The sequence below is a fragment of the Exobacillus caeni genome, from assembly GCF_005747095.1.
GTDB lineage: Bacteria > Bacillota > Bacilli > Bacillales > Guptibacillaceae > Exobacillus > Exobacillus caeni.
Map to the genome: position 1 here is coordinate 256,254 of NZ_SWLG01000005.1, position 16,464 is coordinate 272,717.

19 protein-coding genes and 1 riboswitch are annotated in these 16,464 nt (G+C 39.3%); of the genes, 6 read left to right on the forward strand and 13 right to left on the reverse strand.

Annotated elements, in window-relative coordinates; all coding sequences use genetic code 11:
- Window positions 1–95: 95 nt before the first annotated feature.
- Window positions 96–497 (forward strand): protease complex subunit PrcB family protein, encoded by a 402-nt coding sequence (locus FCL54_RS08740; protein WP_138125411.1) that lies wholly within the window; start codon window positions 96–98, stop codon window positions 495–497.
- Window positions 498–641: 144 nt separating this feature from the next.
- Window positions 642–1,418 carry a DUF3891 family protein gene (locus FCL54_RS08745; protein WP_138125413.1) on the forward strand — a complete coding sequence of 259 codons (777 nt, stop codon included), beginning with the start codon at window positions 642–644 and terminating at the stop codon, window positions 1,416–1,418.
- A 147-nt stretch (window positions 1,419–1,565) separates the two neighbouring features.
- Here FCL54_RS08745 and FCL54_RS08750 read toward each other — a convergent pair whose 3' ends face one another.
- Together FCL54_RS08750 and FCL54_RS08755 are read right to left on the reverse strand one after the other, a co-directional pair.
- Window positions 1,566–1,976, reverse strand: a complete 411-nt coding sequence (locus FCL54_RS08750; protein ID WP_171016755.1) for a gamma-glutamylcyclotransferase family protein — start codon at window positions 1,974–1,976, stop codon at window positions 1,566–1,568.
- 32 nt (window positions 1,977–2,008) lie between these two features.
- Window positions 2,009–4,282 carry a PAS domain-containing protein gene (locus tag FCL54_RS08755; RefSeq protein ID WP_171016756.1) on the reverse strand — a complete coding sequence of 758 codons (2,274 nt, stop codon included), beginning with the start codon at window positions 4,280–4,282 and terminating at the stop codon, window positions 2,009–2,011.
- 193 nt (window positions 4,283–4,475) lie between these two features.
- Here FCL54_RS08755 and FCL54_RS08760 point away from each other — a divergent pair, with 193 nt between their 5' ends.
- A complete protein-coding gene (locus FCL54_RS08760) occupies window positions 4,476–5,075 on the forward strand; it encodes a hypothetical protein (RefSeq protein WP_138125420.1) in 600 nt (199 codons plus the stop codon).
- Between the two features lie 106 nt (window positions 5,076–5,181).
- Here FCL54_RS08760 and FCL54_RS08765 read toward each other — a convergent pair whose 3' ends face one another.
- From FCL54_RS08765 to FCL54_RS08775, 3 genes are all read right to left on the reverse strand, one after another.
- Entirely contained in the window at window positions 5,182–5,403 is a 222-nt protein-coding gene (locus FCL54_RS08765; protein ID WP_138125422.1) for a hypothetical protein, read from the reverse strand.
- Window positions 5,404–5,646: 243 nt separating this feature from the next.
- Complete coding sequence (locus FCL54_RS08770) at window positions 5,647–5,943, reverse strand: hypothetical protein (RefSeq protein ID WP_138125424.1); 297 nt, start codon at window positions 5,941–5,943, stop codon at window positions 5,647–5,649.
- Window positions 5,944–6,003: 60 nt separating this feature from the next.
- Window positions 6,004–6,297 carry a hypothetical protein gene (locus FCL54_RS08775; protein ID WP_138125426.1) on the reverse strand — a complete coding sequence of 98 codons (294 nt, stop codon included), beginning with the start codon at window positions 6,295–6,297 and terminating at the stop codon, window positions 6,004–6,006.
- Window positions 6,298–6,425: 128 nt separating this feature from the next.
- Between FCL54_RS08775 and FCL54_RS08780 the strand changes: the two genes are divergently transcribed.
- Window positions 6,426–7,847 carry a PAS domain-containing sensor histidine kinase gene (locus FCL54_RS08780; RefSeq protein ID WP_138125428.1) on the forward strand — a complete coding sequence of 474 codons (1,422 nt, stop codon included), beginning with the start codon at window positions 6,426–6,428 and terminating at the stop codon, window positions 7,845–7,847.
- A gap of 70 nt (window positions 7,848–7,917) precedes the next feature.
- On the opposite strand, the gene FCL54_RS08785 is transcribed toward FCL54_RS08780, so the two are convergent.
- The 5 genes from FCL54_RS08785 to FCL54_RS08805 form a co-directional block, all read right to left on the reverse strand.
- The gene (locus FCL54_RS08785) at window positions 7,918–8,562 is read right to left on the reverse strand and encodes a molybdopterin-dependent oxidoreductase (protein WP_138125430.1); all 645 of its coding nucleotides are present in this window, start codon (window positions 8,560–8,562) and stop codon (window positions 7,918–7,920) included.
- A gap of 81 nt (window positions 8,563–8,643) precedes the next feature.
- Window positions 8,644–8,752, reverse strand: a riboswitch (SAM riboswitch).
- A gap of 61 nt (window positions 8,753–8,813) precedes the next feature.
- Window positions 8,814–8,996: an H-type small acid-soluble spore protein gene (locus FCL54_RS08790; protein WP_138125432.1), complete on the reverse strand. Its 183-nt coding sequence runs from the start codon at window positions 8,994–8,996 to the stop codon at window positions 8,814–8,816.
- Window positions 8,997–9,072: 76 nt separating this feature from the next.
- Window positions 9,073–9,720, reverse strand: coding sequence for an HD domain-containing protein (locus FCL54_RS08795; protein WP_138125434.1), 648 nt, complete (start codon window positions 9,718–9,720; stop codon window positions 9,073–9,075).
- Between the two features lie 147 nt (window positions 9,721–9,867).
- Window positions 9,868–10,608, reverse strand: coding sequence for a SurA N-terminal domain-containing protein (locus FCL54_RS08800; protein WP_171016757.1), 741 nt, complete (start codon window positions 10,606–10,608; stop codon window positions 9,868–9,870).
- Window positions 10,609–10,792: 184 nt separating this feature from the next.
- Entirely contained in the window at window positions 10,793–13,168 is a 2,376-nt protein-coding gene (locus tag FCL54_RS08805; protein WP_138125610.1) for an immune inhibitor A domain-containing protein, read from the reverse strand.
- 498 nt (window positions 13,169–13,666) lie between these two features.
- Between FCL54_RS08805 and FCL54_RS08810 the strand changes: the two genes are divergently transcribed.
- Window positions 13,667–13,843, forward strand: a complete 177-nt coding sequence (locus FCL54_RS08810; protein WP_138125438.1) for an asparagine synthase — start codon at window positions 13,667–13,669, stop codon at window positions 13,841–13,843.
- Between the two features lie 71 nt (window positions 13,844–13,914).
- On the opposite strand, the gene FCL54_RS08815 is transcribed toward FCL54_RS08810, so the two are convergent.
- From FCL54_RS08815 to FCL54_RS08825, 3 genes are all read right to left on the reverse strand, one after another.
- Window positions 13,915–14,592, reverse strand: a complete 678-nt coding sequence (locus FCL54_RS08815; protein ID WP_138125440.1) for an amino acid ABC transporter permease — start codon at window positions 14,590–14,592, stop codon at window positions 13,915–13,917.
- Between the two features lie 22 nt (window positions 14,593–14,614).
- Complete coding sequence (locus FCL54_RS08820) at window positions 14,615–15,478, reverse strand: transporter substrate-binding domain-containing protein (protein ID WP_138125442.1); 864 nt, start codon at window positions 15,476–15,478, stop codon at window positions 14,615–14,617.
- Window positions 15,479–15,629: 151 nt separating this feature from the next.
- Entirely contained in the window at window positions 15,630–15,881 is a 252-nt protein-coding gene (locus tag FCL54_RS08825) for a hypothetical protein (protein ID WP_138125444.1), read from the reverse strand.
- A 124-nt stretch (window positions 15,882–16,005) separates the two neighbouring features.
- On the opposite strand from FCL54_RS08825, the gene FCL54_RS08830 reads away from it, so the two are divergent.
- Window positions 16,006–16,332, forward strand: coding sequence for a cyclic-phosphate processing receiver domain-containing protein (locus tag FCL54_RS08830; protein WP_138125446.1), 327 nt, complete (start codon window positions 16,006–16,008; stop codon window positions 16,330–16,332).
- Window positions 16,333–16,464: the final 132 nt, after the last annotated feature.

Here is a 16,464-nt window from a genome sequence, read left to right on the forward strand (position 1 = left end):
AAGAGATACTAAAGCTTTACTGTGCCATTGCTTTTGATAGAGGAAGGAGTCTGGGTGTGTTAAAGAAATCAATCATAACTCTGGGAGGAATCCTTATGGTTCTTATGATGTCCGGATGCGGCAGCAACGGATCTAATAATACGGAAGATACCAGCGGGAATACTGTTGCAGAAGAAGTACCCTATGAAGAAGTAAGCCTTGAAGAAGTGCCAGAAAACGTTGCCGCTTCGGTCAGATCGAAGACATTTGAGGAATCAACGTTTACGGTTCCGGACGGGGATAGCCTTTATATTATTGTAACACGGGGCGAGATGCCAACAGGGGGATACAGTGTAGCGTTCACCAGCCTGGAAAAAAAGGGAAAAGAACTGTTTGCCCAATATAAGTACAAGAATCCAGGAAAAGATGACATGGTAACACAGGTAATCTCAAAACCTGTTGCGATTATTAAAATCGATAAGACGAATGCCAGAGTGAATTTTAAGCAAGTGAAATAGTCCAAGCTCCTATCACGGGAGCTTGGATTTTTTTATCCTATAACGCTAATTTGAACTTGTAAGGTAAATGGATTATAAGGAAAAAATTCTCTATTACTATGATAAACTGATACTAATGAGCCTTTTTGAGAAGGGGGAAGAGAAATGATTGTGTATGAGAGGGAAGATGACTTTGTAATGACGAAACAGCACGACCATGCATTGCTGTCAGGGGAAATTGCTGCTGACTGGGATTCAAAATGGTTCCTGGCACCTTCTGAGCGAAAGAGTGTAGAATATGGAATTAAACAGCATGACCGTGGTTGGATCGGTCTGGATGACATACCCTTTTGGAATGATAAACATCATGCGCCATATTCTTTTATGGACTTTCCCCTGTTACCGAAACTAACATTCTACAAAAAAGGAATAGATGAGGTTCAAGAAGAGGACGTTTATGCCGCATTGCTATGCAGCATGCATTATATTTCATTCTTTAATGGAGTAAAAAATAAGCATGCGATTGAATTTGTAAAGGAAGAAAAGAAACGACAATCATGGATCAAAAGTAACCTTCAAATAAATAGCCTGAAAGAAGACTTTCTAACATTCCATTTTCAGCTGTTGCAATTTTGTGATGATCTGTCGTTATACATTTGCTTTCAGGAGCCGGGCGTCGGTAAGAAAGATGAATTAACATGGTATAAAGACGGATTTCCCCAGTCTTTCTTTTTCCTTAAAAACAATGAGCGGATTAAAGCTACCTGGTTAAATGAATCAAAAATCCGCCTGGATCCATTCCCTTTACAACAGGAAATAACAGTCAGTGTTCCACTTCGAGTAGTGCCGAAGGAAAAAATCAAAGAAATGGGCATCGCGGCAGCATTTTCACAAACACCGATACAAACCCGTACTGTTTTACTTTCGGCAAGTGAACAATAAAACTCTTGCGTAAAAAGAAGAAGAGGCTGTCAATTGAGCCTCTTCTTCTTTTTACCCTGCAATCAATCCCTTCAAAAAAGAATGCTAGTCTGGGCACAGGCAATAAAAAAAGCAAAAAAAGCAGTCTTAAAAATTGACCGCCAAAACTCATTTCTCACGATGCTTTTTCCAATCTCCCGACTCAACCTTTACTCCAATAGGAAGCTGGTTGTTCCAGTAATATGTCCACGCTGTCACACGTTCTGGTCCGGAGGTTTCCACCTCCACCTTTTCCCGGATGTAAAGACTGTTCTCGGGGTTATTACAATCGTAATCTTCAAGCTGATCCAGCATTTTTAAAACCTGATTATAATGGCCCTCTGCTGGATAGACAACCTCTCCGATGACAATTCCTTTCCCTTTTACCAGACATGGATAGTATTCATCTTTCACTTCATATAAAGTGCCTTTTATCTCTGCGGGAATTTCTTTATCTATTTTGCCTTTGAGATATGCATCGTGGTTCTCAAAGCTTTTTCGTAACGATCCATAGATGAAAAATGGTATTCTGTCTGACAATATGAATCACTTCTCCTAATCTTTTCCTAACTTTAACTGATAACTACAGGAATAGATACTTTTACTATCGTCCCTTTGTTTTCTCTGCTAGTAATGTGAAGTTCACCCTGATGGTTTTCAATAATTTTTTTGCAAATCATCAGGCCCAGTCCATTCCCTTTATCTTTTGTCGTATAGAAAGGTTTGCCTATGCTTTTTAGCTGATGCTCGGGAATTCCTTTTCCTGTGTCTGTGATCTGAATAGTAAGATTTCGGCCAACAGTGTTAAAACGAATCAATATACTGCCGCCACCAGGCATCGCTTCAATCGCATTTTTGAGCAGATTTAGCAACACTTGCTTAATCTGACTTTTATCACAATACACACCTGGCAGTTTTTCTGGCACATCGGTTCTTATTGTTACATTGTTTATAATCGCCTGTGTTTCAACAATAGCCAGTACATGCTTTAAAAGTTCATGCATGTCGGCGTTTTCCCGCTGAAGTTCCTGTGGTTTAGATAATACCATAAATTCGTTCACAATATGATTGATACGGTCCAATTCGGAAAGCATGATATCAACAAATTCTTTGTCCCCCTTGTTCCGGATTCGAGAGCGGAGGATCTGGGCAAACCCCTTCAAGGAAGTGAGCGGATTTCGGATTTCATGGGCAACTCCTGCTGCCAGCTCTCCAATTACTGAAAGCTTATCGGTAGTGCGAAGTAATTCCTCCGTTTGTTTTTCTTCTGTTATATCATTTCTTATATAAAAGAATTGATATGGCTCGTTATTCTCATCCAAAAAGGGGACAATGGTCGTATACACCCAGAAAATAGATCCATCCTTCGCCCTGTTCTTTAGTTCTCCTCTCCATATTTCACCTTTTTTAATCGTTTCATTTAGCTTTTCAAAAAATCCAGGCGGGTGATGGTCACTTCGAAGAAAGGTATGGTCATTTCCAAGCAGCTCGTCTTTATCATACTGGGAAATTTCACAAAACTTTTTGTTAACATAGAGGATGTTGCCTTCTTTGTCGGTAACGGAAACAAGCGCAGCCTCATCGATAGCCATTTTTAACTTTTCCAGCTTGTTAAGAGTATCGTGAAGTGTTTTTTCCGATTTTTTCTGGGCAGTTATATCCCTGGAAACAACCACGAAATTTGAAATTTTGTTGTTTGAATCAAAAACAGGCATGGCATGGTCTTCAAAAGTAATCCAATGTCCCTCTGCATGCATTCTTCGGCATTCATAATGAATCGCTTCTTTTTTGATAACTGCTTCTTCAAATGCTTTCCTCAAATTAGTCCTGCTGGCTTCATCCATATCCCTAAAAAAAGAACTTCCCTGGAAAGATTCAGCGGAACATCCAAGAACCCATTGATGGGAAGGAGAGGCATAACAAACCGTTTTATCAGCAGAGTCCAGCAGGCAAATCAAATCGTTTGTATTTTCTGCGATCAGTTGGTACTTTTCCTGACTGTCTGTAAGTGCACCCTCCGCATTTCTTTCCTTCGTTAAGTTCTTTACTATCCCAAAAAGCCCCTTTATCTCATTATGAATATAGATAGGAATATTGGTAATTTGTATGTATAACTCTTCTTTTTCCATGGTAATCATGGAAGTCTCATATTGGACAACATTGCCTTCGAGCGCAATTTCGAACTGTTTTTTCACTCTGTGAACGTCTTTAGGAACAATAAAGTCCATATAATTTAAAAACAGTAGTTCTTTCTCCTGATAACCAACTAATTGCTCGCTCGCAGGGTTCATTCCCTTTATTTTTCCTGATACGTCCAGTGAAAAAATCGCTTCTGGAAAGTTGAAGTACAGAGAACGCAACCTTTGCTCGCTTTCTTCCACAATCTGTGCATTTTTTCGTTTTCGGGACATGTTTACAGCATTACCGAAGACTTCCTTCACATTGTCGCCTTTCAGAACCGGCTTTAGGCTGCTGCAGTAATCAACGCCATTTACAACCCCTTCAAACGAAATATCCTTTCCTTCAAAAGCCTGTTGAAAGAGGGAGAGGACCCGTTTCTTCTCATTTTCATTCTGTACTTTTAGATGGTTAACGTTTAGACCGATTAAATCTTGTTTTTTTAAGTGAAGGACATCTAGCAAATCCCCTTCAACCATATCTAAAATAATTTCCCCGTTCTTTTTAATCAGTTTATAAACGGCGCCTGGAAAATATTGAACGTTTCTTATAATAGAATCATCTTCCATTAACCTGTTCCCATACTGGAAGTCAGCTGCTATAGGAGGCTGTGTTGTCAGCAGTAAACCATTGCAATTTATGGATTCAGTTACGATTCTTTTGGTCACGTCACCCTCCCTCCTTCTCATTACAAAAGATCAGTAATTATAGTACTTTTTTCGCTATTTACCTATCTTTTCCTGCAATGTTGTGACAAAAAAACAAAAAATTTCCTTTTATTTTTCATTTTAGGCTAAATTAATTATGTATTTTCTCTTTTTTCACGATACAATGAAAAGGATAGAAAAGGGGGGAATTTTTATGAAAAAAATGATGATACTTCCATTTTTGCTTATTGGAATGATCGCAACGTTAGTTGGATGCGGAACAACAGATGATACCTCAAACACAAATAACGCTTCTAACACTAACTCAGAAGAAGTCCAGGCTGATGATAACGACACAACGGATACAGAACAGCAGCCTGTTGACTTAAAAGTAAAAAGTGTTACATATATTGGGCAGGTAGATCCACATACGATTGAAGTGAAAACAGAGGATGGTAAGACTGAAAATTACCAACTGAGTGAAGAAGCTCGCAGCCAAGTTGAATCACTTCAAGAAAACGCTAAATTAGAGATTTCTTATCTCGAAAATGATGAAGGACAGCTTGTAATCGAAAAAATTGAAAAGACAGGAGACCAGGCTGCTCAAAGTGACATGATAGAAAGTACTGGAACCTATATTGGCCAGGTAGATCCACACACAGTGGAAATAGAAACAGCTGAAGGCAATGAGCGTTTCCAGTTATCTGATGAAGCACGGACCATGGTGGAAGACTTAAATGAAAACGATAACGTTTCGTTTACTTATGAAGAACAGGAAGAAGTTAAAACTATTTCATCCATTAAAAAGCAATAACAATACATGAAACGAGGGGTTGACTCATAAGTGCCTGCTACATGGCTTTTGAGTCAACCCCTTGTTAATACAAAGAAAAGAGAAAGCCTTCAAATAGGCTTCCTCACTAAATATCCTCATATGAATTCTTCCATTCTTCTTCTTTCTTTAAAGCGAATGCAATCCAATCATCAAACCCGTTATAATTCTTTTCCTGACATTCCCGAAAGTTAACAATAGAATCGAATATTTGTTCCTGAATCGACTCCAATAACATTTGCTTTTTTGGATGGGCTTCAAGCCATCCGAGCAACTCTTTCGGAAGAATTTTATACAAATCAATTTTCATTGAACTTTCCTCCTGTTAATCCCCGAATCCCCATTTATCTATGCAACACAATAGTGTCTTTTGTAATCAAGATAACCATCTTTTCTTAAAAATATAAGAAAGATTTCTTCATATATACTATTTCACCTTATGGAGGATGTCCTAAACAAAAAAACAGGATTTTATGTGAAAGTTAGTACAACGATACCATGGCTGAAGCTAAAAAAATCCCCCTCCTGGCAGAGGGGAATGGCTATAAGAAAATTACCGGGTATTTTCACTGGACAGTTGTTCGATCTGCTCAATTACTTTTATCGCTCTAAAATCTCGCTCCTTAATATTATCATGCAAGTCTCTGGCCTTTTTCATCTGCTCGGTTGTAGGATTAACGCCTTCATAGCCAATGTTTAATAATGTTCTTGCTATGATTCGTTCTATTGTTTCAAACCTTACTTTTTCTCCTTCAGAGGCAATCTTAACCGCATTGTATTCATGTTCGATCCCTTCATCTGTTGGAAAGTTTTTCGATTGAAGTCGTTCTCCGTTCAAATAGGTTTCCATTGTGCCACCCCCTGTTAAGAATCGTATATGTTACATTCCCTTAATAACGGATGGATAATCTTATCGCTTTTTCCGATTGGATTTCTTGATCTTTGGGAGAGCTGATGCAGGCTGTTTTCTTATCCATCTCAGGAAACTTCTCATTTGGTCATTTTCCTGGAGTGCTTTTATGGTCGATAAGCTCTTAGCAAGTTCTTCATTTGAAAAGAGTGCATGTATTTGTTTATGGCATGGAATGCATAGTTGTGCTGTTGGAAGAAAAGTTCCTCCTTTTTCTTTTGGGGTTAAATGATGCAATGTTGTTTTTACACCCTTCCTCAAACAGAGTTCACAGGTTCTCTCTTCAACCTCCATTTCATAACCTCCTCAAAGCCATGTTATATCGACAAAACATTTCAAATTTCTAGCCTTTTTCACAAAGGAATTTCGTTCTTTTTCCATAATTATATATAGGATTGCCAAAACAGAAGAAGGTGAAAAGCATGTCTCAGAACTTAATAATTACCGATAATCACGAATCACTGTTTCAGTTTCATCCCGATATGATTTTTCTATTTAATAAAAATCTGCGGCTCATAAACGCAAATAAAAAAGCAATAAAGTACATGAAGAAACTGGGCGGTTCTGTTTTGCCGATTACCTATATTCATCCTCAGGATAAAAACAAAGCTCAAGCTAACTTTGAAAAAACGATAACAGGTTTATCCACAGAAGATGAATATATCATTGTTTCATCAGATGGAAGTCACAAGTTTTTTCATATAGTAAGTATACCTTATTATTCTGCGGATAAAATCAACGGGGCTTACGTTATTGCCAGAGATGTGACGAACGAAAAACAAAGAGAGAAAATAATTCTGGATGAAAATGAAAAGTTTTGCCTGCTAGCTGAAAATATAAAAGAAGTCTTCTGGATTGGTTCACCTGATTACACTCGTTGTCTGTATGTTAGTCCAGCATACGAGGAACTGTGGGGATTATCATGTGAAAGCGCCTACGAGAATCCTTTAGCTTTTTTAGAGGTTGTACATCCGGAAGATCTACAGGATATTGAGATGCTTATTAAAAGCCGAAATGACGAAAGCTACATGATCGATTTCCGAATCATTCTTCCTAACGGAGATGTTCGCTGGGTACGGGATACCGGCTTTCCTGTGAAAAATTCTAAAGGAGAGGGATTCTTTGTTGGTGTCTCCACAGATATCACGGAATTAAAAAACCGCGAAGAACTCCTGCAAAAGACGGAGAAATTGTCTATCATTGGCAAACTTGCAGCTGGAGTTGCCCATGAGATCCGCAATCCACTCACTGTAATAAATGGTTTGCTTCGCTTGGATCCATCCGGGAACACACGCAGGAGTTACGAGCCGATCATTTATGATGAATTAGACAGGATTGAAACGATTCTGAACCAGTTTCTGCTTTTAGCAAAGCCATTTCAAGACGAAACCTTTTCTCTCATCGATATAAATGCTGTACTGATCGATTGTTTATCGTCGCTCGAAACCGAAATCAATGTCACTAACGTTCAGGTTGATTTTTCCTCTGATTGTGCCGGGGATTTAATTTATGGTAACGAAGAACAGCTTCATCTAGTATTTAAAAATATTATCAAGAATGCATTAGAAGCAATCGACGGAAAAGGGAATATAGACATTTCACTCGAGTCCACTGAAGACGAGGCTATTATTACAGTTAAAGACAATGGGAGAGGCCTTTCAAAAGAGAGATTGTTAGCATTAGGGGAACCTTACTTCTCGAACACAGAAAAAGGAATAGGAATCGGATTAATGGTTTCGTATAAAGTGATCGAATGCCACCAGGGATCAATATCATTCAGCAGTATAGAGAATGGTGGAACATCGGTTAAAATTAGTCTTCCTCTTAATAGAAGATCATCTTAAAGTAACTACTATAGTGTGGGTAAAGATACTTAGAGAAAAAGGCAGGCCCGAGACGCCTGCCTTTTCAATCTTATTGATCTTTCCACTCATCGGCACCAAAATATCCTTTTGGCTTATTATTTTTGTCGGCAAAACGTTCTTCGTTAAAGGGATTTGCAGTCATAGAATATCCTCGCTCTTCCCAATATCCTGGCTTATCTTCCTTTAAAAACTCAATTGCAGTAGCCCATTTTGTTCCTTTCCAGAGATAAAAACTCGCAGGAGGAATGAATCTGAGCGGAAAACCGTGTTTTGGTCTAATATCTGCCCAGTCCCTTGAGGAATCCCTCCATCGATAAACAAACAAAGCATCATCCCCCATCAAATCTTTAAGCGGGAGATTTGCCGAATAACCATATGGATCGTCATTTAGAAAACCATAAACCTTTACAAACTGAACATCTTCATCTAACTCCACTAACTTAACAAAGTCACGAAACGCTATTCCCTCGAAGGTTGTATCGAACTTTGACCATGTTGTGACACAATGCATATCAACTGTAGAAACAGTTACCGGAAGATTTCTTACCGTATTATAATCTAAAGTAACTTCCTCTTTAACAGCACCGAACAATTTAAAGCTCCAGGTACTCTCGTCATATTTATAAGCATCCCCTTCATGAAGAATCGGCCATTTCTTAGTTTCCAGCTGTCCTGGAGGCAAAACGTTATTCATGCAAAAACCACTCCTATGTAATCATAAAAAGTAAAAAGCCTTTCAACTCAAATGAGCAGAAAGGCTTTATGTAAGTCCTTCCTCTCATCTGCCAAAGCTCTGCTTTGTAGGAATTGGCACCTTTTCAAACGGAACGCTTGACGGTTGCCGGGCTTCATAGGGCCTGTCCCTCCACCTCTCTCGATAAGAGATTTTATTTCGTTTTCCGGAATACTGAGAATATTTTAGCACGCTAAAAACTTAACTGTCAATTAAGATAGTTCGTTTAGCTCCTCGACATTTACATCTCTTTCATCATCAGGATTATCCTTTGAATGAACACGTACGGTTGCCGCCTCTTCATTAACGTTTTGCAGCCAAACAGATACTCCATGATATTGTACATCGATCTCAGCTGGTGATGAAATGATTTGTTTTGCACGGTTGATATTCATCTTCTTCATCCTTTCAGGGGTAATCCTTTACATTGTGTGTTGTTTTAGTGATTTTATTCCCTGAAAGATCGGGCTGTTATTTTTCCCCTTCCCATTCACTGAAAAACTGTTCTAAATACAATTCCATAAAACGATGCCGTTCATCTGCAAGCGTTTTTGCATACTCGGTATTCATAAGATCCTTTAGTTTAAGGAGTTTCTCATAAAAATGATTTACTGCCGTTGAGCGTCCATTTCGATAGGATTCTTTCGTTAAAGAAGTACGGGGCTTTAGCTCCGGGGCGTAAACTAAATCTCCTTTGGAGCCTGCATATGCAAAGGTCCTTGCTATCCCAACTGCTCCAAGGGCATCCAGCCTGTCTGCATCCTGCACTACCTTTCCTTCAAGGGTCTCCATCGGCTGCCTGTTACCGCCTTTAAAAGACATCGTAGAAATGATTTGAATGACATGATCAATATAAGGTTTTTCCACTTTATTTTCGATTAACCAATCCTGGACTTTTTTCAATCCCGCTTCTTCACTTTCATTAAGCTTTTCATCTGCAATATCATGAAGAAGCGCCGCTAATTCGCATATAAACAGGTCAGCATTCTCATTCCTTGCGATTGTTAATGCCGTATTCCTCACTCGATATATATGCCACCAATCATGCCCGCTACTATCTGTTGAAAGTTCTTTTTTCACATAGCTTTCCGCTGCTTGAAGAATTGCTTGTTTATCCATCTCGTTTCCTCCATAAATGAAAGGGATGACTCATAAGTGTCTGGCTCTCTCCGTTTAACACTTTATCCAGATAAACTTATGACTAAGTTTATCTGGATAAAGTGTTGGAGGTGCCTGATACTGTTTTGAGTCATCCCCTCTTTTTACTTACACTTCGATTTTAATATCAGCGTTCTCTTTTAGTTTCTCGATGATCTTAGCTACTTCTTGCTGTGTTTTTTGCTGTTTTAAATAATCTTTGATCTGGCCTTTTGTCTCATCATACTTAGGAGCGTTTTCTGCATCCTTGCTGAAGTCTTCATAGAATTGCTTCATCTCTTCTTCAGTTACTTTTTGCTCGCCGACTTCTTTTTTGACGAACTTATCAACAACCACAACATCCTTATATTGGTCTTTTAGTTCCTCAACAGTTACGTTTTGCTTCGCAAGTGCTTCTTCAAACTTTTTATCGTCGCCGAACTGGGCCTTTATCTGTTCTAGTTCTGTTTCAATCTCTTCATCAGTTGCTTCGTAGCCTTTGTCTTTGGCTTCCTGAAGCAGCAACGCTTTATCTACAAGATTATTGATCGCCTGATCTTTGATTTTGTCCTCGTTTCCTTCTGCAAAAGGATCCTTTCCTGACATATGCATCTGGTTAGTGATCGTTGTGACCATTTTGTTATACTCTGAACCTTTAATCTCTTCACCGTTAACAGTTGCAACAACTTTATTTTCGTCAATTTTTTCTATTTTCTGTGCCTGTTTTTTATCTTTATTTTGATCAGCTTTTTCTTCTGTTGCCTGATCTTTATTTTTGTCAGTATCCTTGGCTTCATTGTCCCCGTTACATGCAGCAAGTGCAAGTGTCAAAACCACTGCTGCTAGAATCCCCATATATTTTCGAAACATGATACTTCCCCTTTCTATACTGTCCACGTTAGTAAACCACCTTTGCTTTAAAAAGGCAAACATAATAGACATAAGGTGATGTTAGCATATAATGGATGGAATTGAAATAGAATGGGAGAATTGTATGATAGTTTACACAAAAATATCCCTTTCCTACTATGAAGGAAAGGGATATTTGTAATTCTTATTTGTAGATAAGTACTTTACCTACTGTGCCGTCAGCACTCTGGCCGGTCACACGGAACTTCAAGCCGTAGTTCGGAACGTTACGTCCGGCATCTACAAGACCTGCGTTGCTCCAGTCAGCGCTATCGTCAAATAATGGGTTGCGCTGTGTGAAGTTATCTTTCATTGTAATCCCTAGAAGATCAGTATAGTCTAAGAACATTTTCTCTGACTTATCCAGGCTGAATGCAGCATCGTGCACTTGATAACGAGTAGAGCCAGCCGCTCCATCGCTCCAATAGTTTGTATGTTGGTCTGCATCTACAACGCCAAGGTAACCGTCTCCAGGATGAATTCCAGTCCAGTTCTCGCTGTAAAGGTTATCTACGTACCAAACTACAAGGCCTTCATCAAAAGACATCAAACTTGCACCACGGCGGATGTTTGCAAGTCCTTCATCTACGCCATTGTGACTGCGCCATTCTAAGAGGTAATAATGGTCGGAACGTTTGATACCGTCATTTTGCTTAAAGCCGTCAAGTGTAAATTTAGCATCACCTTCAGCATCATCAAACAATACTTCTTCACCATCAACAACTACAGATAGCTCATCTGCAAATAAACCAGGATTAGATACAGCACCATCAGTTACATACTCAATTGCTATTTCAACTTCTTGTCCTGCAAAAGCAGAAAGGTCGAAGGAAGCATCAATCCAGCCATTAGAAGAACCGGTAATACCATTCCCTTTGTTAATTGGACTTTCTTCATCTCCGTAAGGATCTTCGTTTGTAGTAATACCTTCACTGGCAATCGGCTCGCCATTAACTTTTACATAAGCATAGTCCCAATCTTTTTCAATGTCATACCAGACTTTAAAATTAAATTCAGCAGAAGTTGCATCTGTTAAATCTACCGTTGTAGAAAGTGTATTGTCTAAGTCATTTGCACTTCCTGAGAAGTAAGCATACTCACCACTCGCAGGTGTAGTGATAAGAGTTTCTTTTTGTGGAAGATTTACTTTTACAACATCATTGTTTGTTCCTTTAGTTGCCGCTTCATCAAGAAGCAATTCTTTTCCTTTTGCATTAATGTCGCCAAGATTCACTTCCGTTCCGCTCTGCCAGTTACCTTCTTTTCCCTCATTATCTACTACAGCAGATGCCTGAAGCATTTCTTTTGCATAAGGACTGAAACCAGTTGGCATTGCTCCTGGAATATCACCTGCCCAGCTGCCGCTTGCCATAATGGACCAGTAACTAATAGCTTCACCAGCTCCTGAATATTGAGTATCATATTCGTCTGGTAGACCTAAGTCATGACCATATTCGTGCGCCATAACACCGACTGCACCGTCTTCAGGTTCTACAGTATAGTCATAAGCTGCCATTGCTCCGCCCCAATAACCTACCGTTGCTTCAGTACCAGCGATTGGAGTTACACCACCAAGATTCCAGCGGTGAGACCAGATAGCATCAGAACCTAGAGATCCTCCGCCAGCTTCTTCACCTACACCGGAGTGAATAACCATTAAGTGGTCTACCAGTCCGTCTGGCTCAAGATAATCGCCATCCCCATCAAGATCATAACGATCCCACTGATCATAATCTGCAATGTTTACAGTTGGATCTGCAGCAGCTTTTGCTAACGCCTCTTTAATCAATCCACGTGCATTCACATCACTGTCATCTTCGGTTGGATAGTTTCCACCATATTCAGCTGCTGGCTTGTCAGCTGTGTACCACCCAGCAACTTCACCTTCTACAGAATAGCTTCCACCAGACTGCTCTTCATAGTATTGTTTCATAGAATCATAGGTTTTACCGTTAGGGCCAACCCAACCGCCTTCACCAAACAGCATATTCTGGTAATGCTCACGAGAGTATGCATCTTCGCCTTCATAATGCATATCTGTTTCGTCAGCAGTCATAGAGTTATGTGGCTTGTCCGGGTAGTCGATTAGAAGTACAAGCACTTTATCTGTACGTTTTTCTCCATTATATGCTTCTTCATCAATTGAATCAGGCGCGTTTTTCTTCGCCAGTCCCAGCTTATTACCATTACCGGAAGTTAAGCTGTTATCTTTCATCGCTTTTTGAAGCTTAGCTTTATTTTCTTTCGCTTCGTCTGCTAATTCACCGTCTGCTTTCTTTGAGCTAGCTTTAGCTTTTTTAGCCAAAAACTTATTCAACGCTTTCTCCGCTTCTGCAGGTGTCGCATTCTTAGCAATCTTTCCATTTTTCTTCAGCATTTCTATTAATCTCTCATCGTTTGCGATACCAAGATCGATTGGTGCACCTGCAAAGCTGCTATGTACCTCTGCTTTAGGCGCTTTATCTGAAGCTAGTACGTTCTTTGGTGCCGAAGCTCCCATTGTTAGTGTACTGAATCCCATTGCTACTGCCAGCGCGGCAGAAGCCCATTTTGTTTTTCTTCTCACTTATAAATCTCCCCTTTTATTTTTTGGTTCTTAAGATGTTAGAGCACCGTTTTCGTTAAATATATCCCTCCCAGTAAATTCCGAAATTCGTATCAATCGGAATAGTTAGAATATTTATCCAATGTCTAAATTTTAGCATGTCTTGTCATGCAAGATATATAGGACAAAAGTAACGCTTTGTTGAAAATTGGCAAAAATTTATAGGAAATTCCATCTATTTTTGTAGCTGTATTTGTCAAAATAGTTTTTAATAGTTAATTAAATCAAAACAAATACCCGCTCCTTTCAGAGCAGGCAACCCATACGATATCCGCTTCTTTTTCTCCTCCCTCATTGAAAGCTTTTACCCTACTATTAAAATGTTTAGTATGGCTTTGAATGGCCGGGTCCAGACTTGTTAACACTAATGATGAAATTCAGGCAAGCGATGAATTCTCTAGGAGGTATGTGACGATGAACAATGTACGTGAAGGTGTCATACCGACTGTACTTGGAACAGCAGTAACCGCTGCAGGATATGCTCTTCGGAACAACCATCGGATCAACCAGGACATTTCAAACGGGATTGTCGGCTTTGGTTTAGCTCATGTGGTATTAGGGGCAATCGATCTTTATGAGCATCGCCGCTAGATTTTCACAGTGGGAGCCCGGTTAAGCCGGGCTCCCATACACAAAAATAAAGAGAAGCACTCTGGCTTCTCTTAAACGTACTTATTATATCTTTTTTCAAGAAAACCCTGGAAGATACCTACAACCGCACAAATCCCCCAATAGATTAAAGCAACTGAAATATACATTGTCATATAATCAAATTCCCTTCCACCGACAATCTTCGCTTTCTGAAATAGTTCAGGAACCGTGATCATTGCTGCGAGAGAAGAGGCTTTTATCAGGTCGAGCAAAACATTGGATAGCGGCGGAAGTGCGATTCTTACTGCCTGGGGCAGAATGACTTCCCTCATCGTTTGCCAGTAGGTTAATCCTAACGATGTGGCAGATTCCCATTGTCCTTTATCAACCGAAGCTATTGCAGACCGATTTATTTCTGCCATGTATGCTGCGCTGTTTAGGCTGAATCCTATCAAAGCAGCAGTTATAGCGCTAAACTCAATTCCAATATACGGAAGACCAAAGTACAGCATGAACAGAAAGACCAGGATCGGCGTGCCCCGCATAAATGAAATGTATATTCTTGCCGGCCACCTGAACACCGGCATTTTAGAGGTTCTTCCAAGCGCCAAAAACAGGCTTAGGATTAACCCAATCGCCATGCTCACAAATGAGATGTAAAGAGTATTGCCGATTCCCTGTAATAAATAAGGAAAAGAATCGATGGCTAATTCAGGATTAAAAATATATTGCCACTGAATTTCATCCATAGCTTCCTCTCCCCTTCAACCCTTAGTCAAAATCCACTTCTGGCTTTTTGGAAACATCCGCACCGTCATAGAACTTCTTTGAGATCTCCGCGATGGTGCCGTCTTCCTTCATTTCTTTTAATGTCTTATCAATTTGTGCTTTTAGTTCATCGTTTCCTTTTTTTATCACAATTCCCGCACTGCTAGGATTAAATTTAATATCCGGATGAATCGTAATGTTTAGATCAGAAAAATAAGCAAGGGCAAGACGCTGTAAATAGTAGTCATTTAAAATAACATCAGTTCTGCCGTTCGATACGTCTGTTAAATATTGTTCATTTGTGGCATTATCGTAAATTACTTCTTCCGCACCGTGTTCACGCGCAACCTTCATGTATGTTGTGGTTGCTTCCCCCGCCGCTTTTTTGCCTTCTAAATCATCAAGAGATTTGATTCCAGATAAATCGTCTTTTCTAACGATCGCTGTTCCGTATGAGTGTTTGTATGGAATTGCAAAGGTGAATTTTTCTTTACGATCATCTGTAATAGCAATATCATTAGCGGCAATATCTACTTTACCGCTATTAATAGAAGTCAGCATACCATCGAATGCCATTTCAACGAATTTTACATCAAGATCAAGGCGTTTAGCAAGTTCTCTTACCACTTCAACATCATATCCAGTTAACTGGTCTGATTCAGAATCATGGTATGAAGCCGGATATAATGTGCCAGCTGTTGCAACCACTAACTTACCTTCCTCTTTAATCTCTTCCCATGCTGTTTTTTGTGTATCTTTTTCGGCAGCACCGTTATTATTCTCACTGCTGCAGGCAGCCGTTATCAAGGCGATAGAAAACATTAAGAAAGCCAGCGCAGTAACTTTTATAGTTTTTTTGTATACCATTTAAAGATCCCCCTTTTCTTTAGTCCACTAAAAAACTTAGCATTGAACCGGGATTTCTTCAACAAATAAAACTTCCTTTTCGAGAAGACGAAATTTTTCAAATTAAAATTTTTTTACAATAAAAAAACAAAGCCAATAAAAAAGCTTTGTTTTATGCTAATTCTTCTTCAATTTTTTTATGTAAATAATCTGTAGCTTCATCCAGATGCTTAACTGCTTGTTCCCTATAGTCCTGCTTCAATTTGGCACTGGCGACCTTATCGAAAAGTTCCTCATCTCCTGCAGACTGGATGATTTCTAATACTTCTTCTCCAACCTTTTCTTTATTATGATCATTTAAAATAGATGTTTTATATTCCCGTATCATTTCCGTTAAAATTTGCAATCGGTCAAGTCTGTTCACTGTTCGACATCTCCTTTTTCGATATTGTTCATTACTATCTTTTAACAATTTCCTCTCTCATTTGCTTGTATTGTTATTCTAACATGTTACAATGAATCAAAGCCGGAAATAAAGGAGCTTTCTTTTGACAAAAATAAAGATTTTTCTCGATGATCTGAGAAATTGTCCTGACGGGTACTTTTTGACCACTAATGTGTCTGACTGTATTAACCTGTTAAAAAAATTCGAAGTCTCTCATTTGTCACTGGACTACGACCTGGAAAGCCACGACTTCAAAGGAATTAAAGTGGTCGAGTATATGATTAAAAACCGGCTTCAAGCAGACTTTATTACAGTTCATTCTGCCAACTCTGTTGGGGGAAAAAAAATGTATATGATGTTATTAAAGGCACAGGATGAAGGGGTTCTTGCACACTCCACTGTTATTAAACTAAGGCCTCTTCCTTTGTGATGAACCATACCGGGACTTATAAAAAAGTCTCGGTTTTTTTGTTCCAGAAAAGGGCCAGTTCGAAGGTGCAGCCTGGATCCATACCGGAACTACTTTATTTTAAATGAAGGGCACACGCGATACCACAGTATC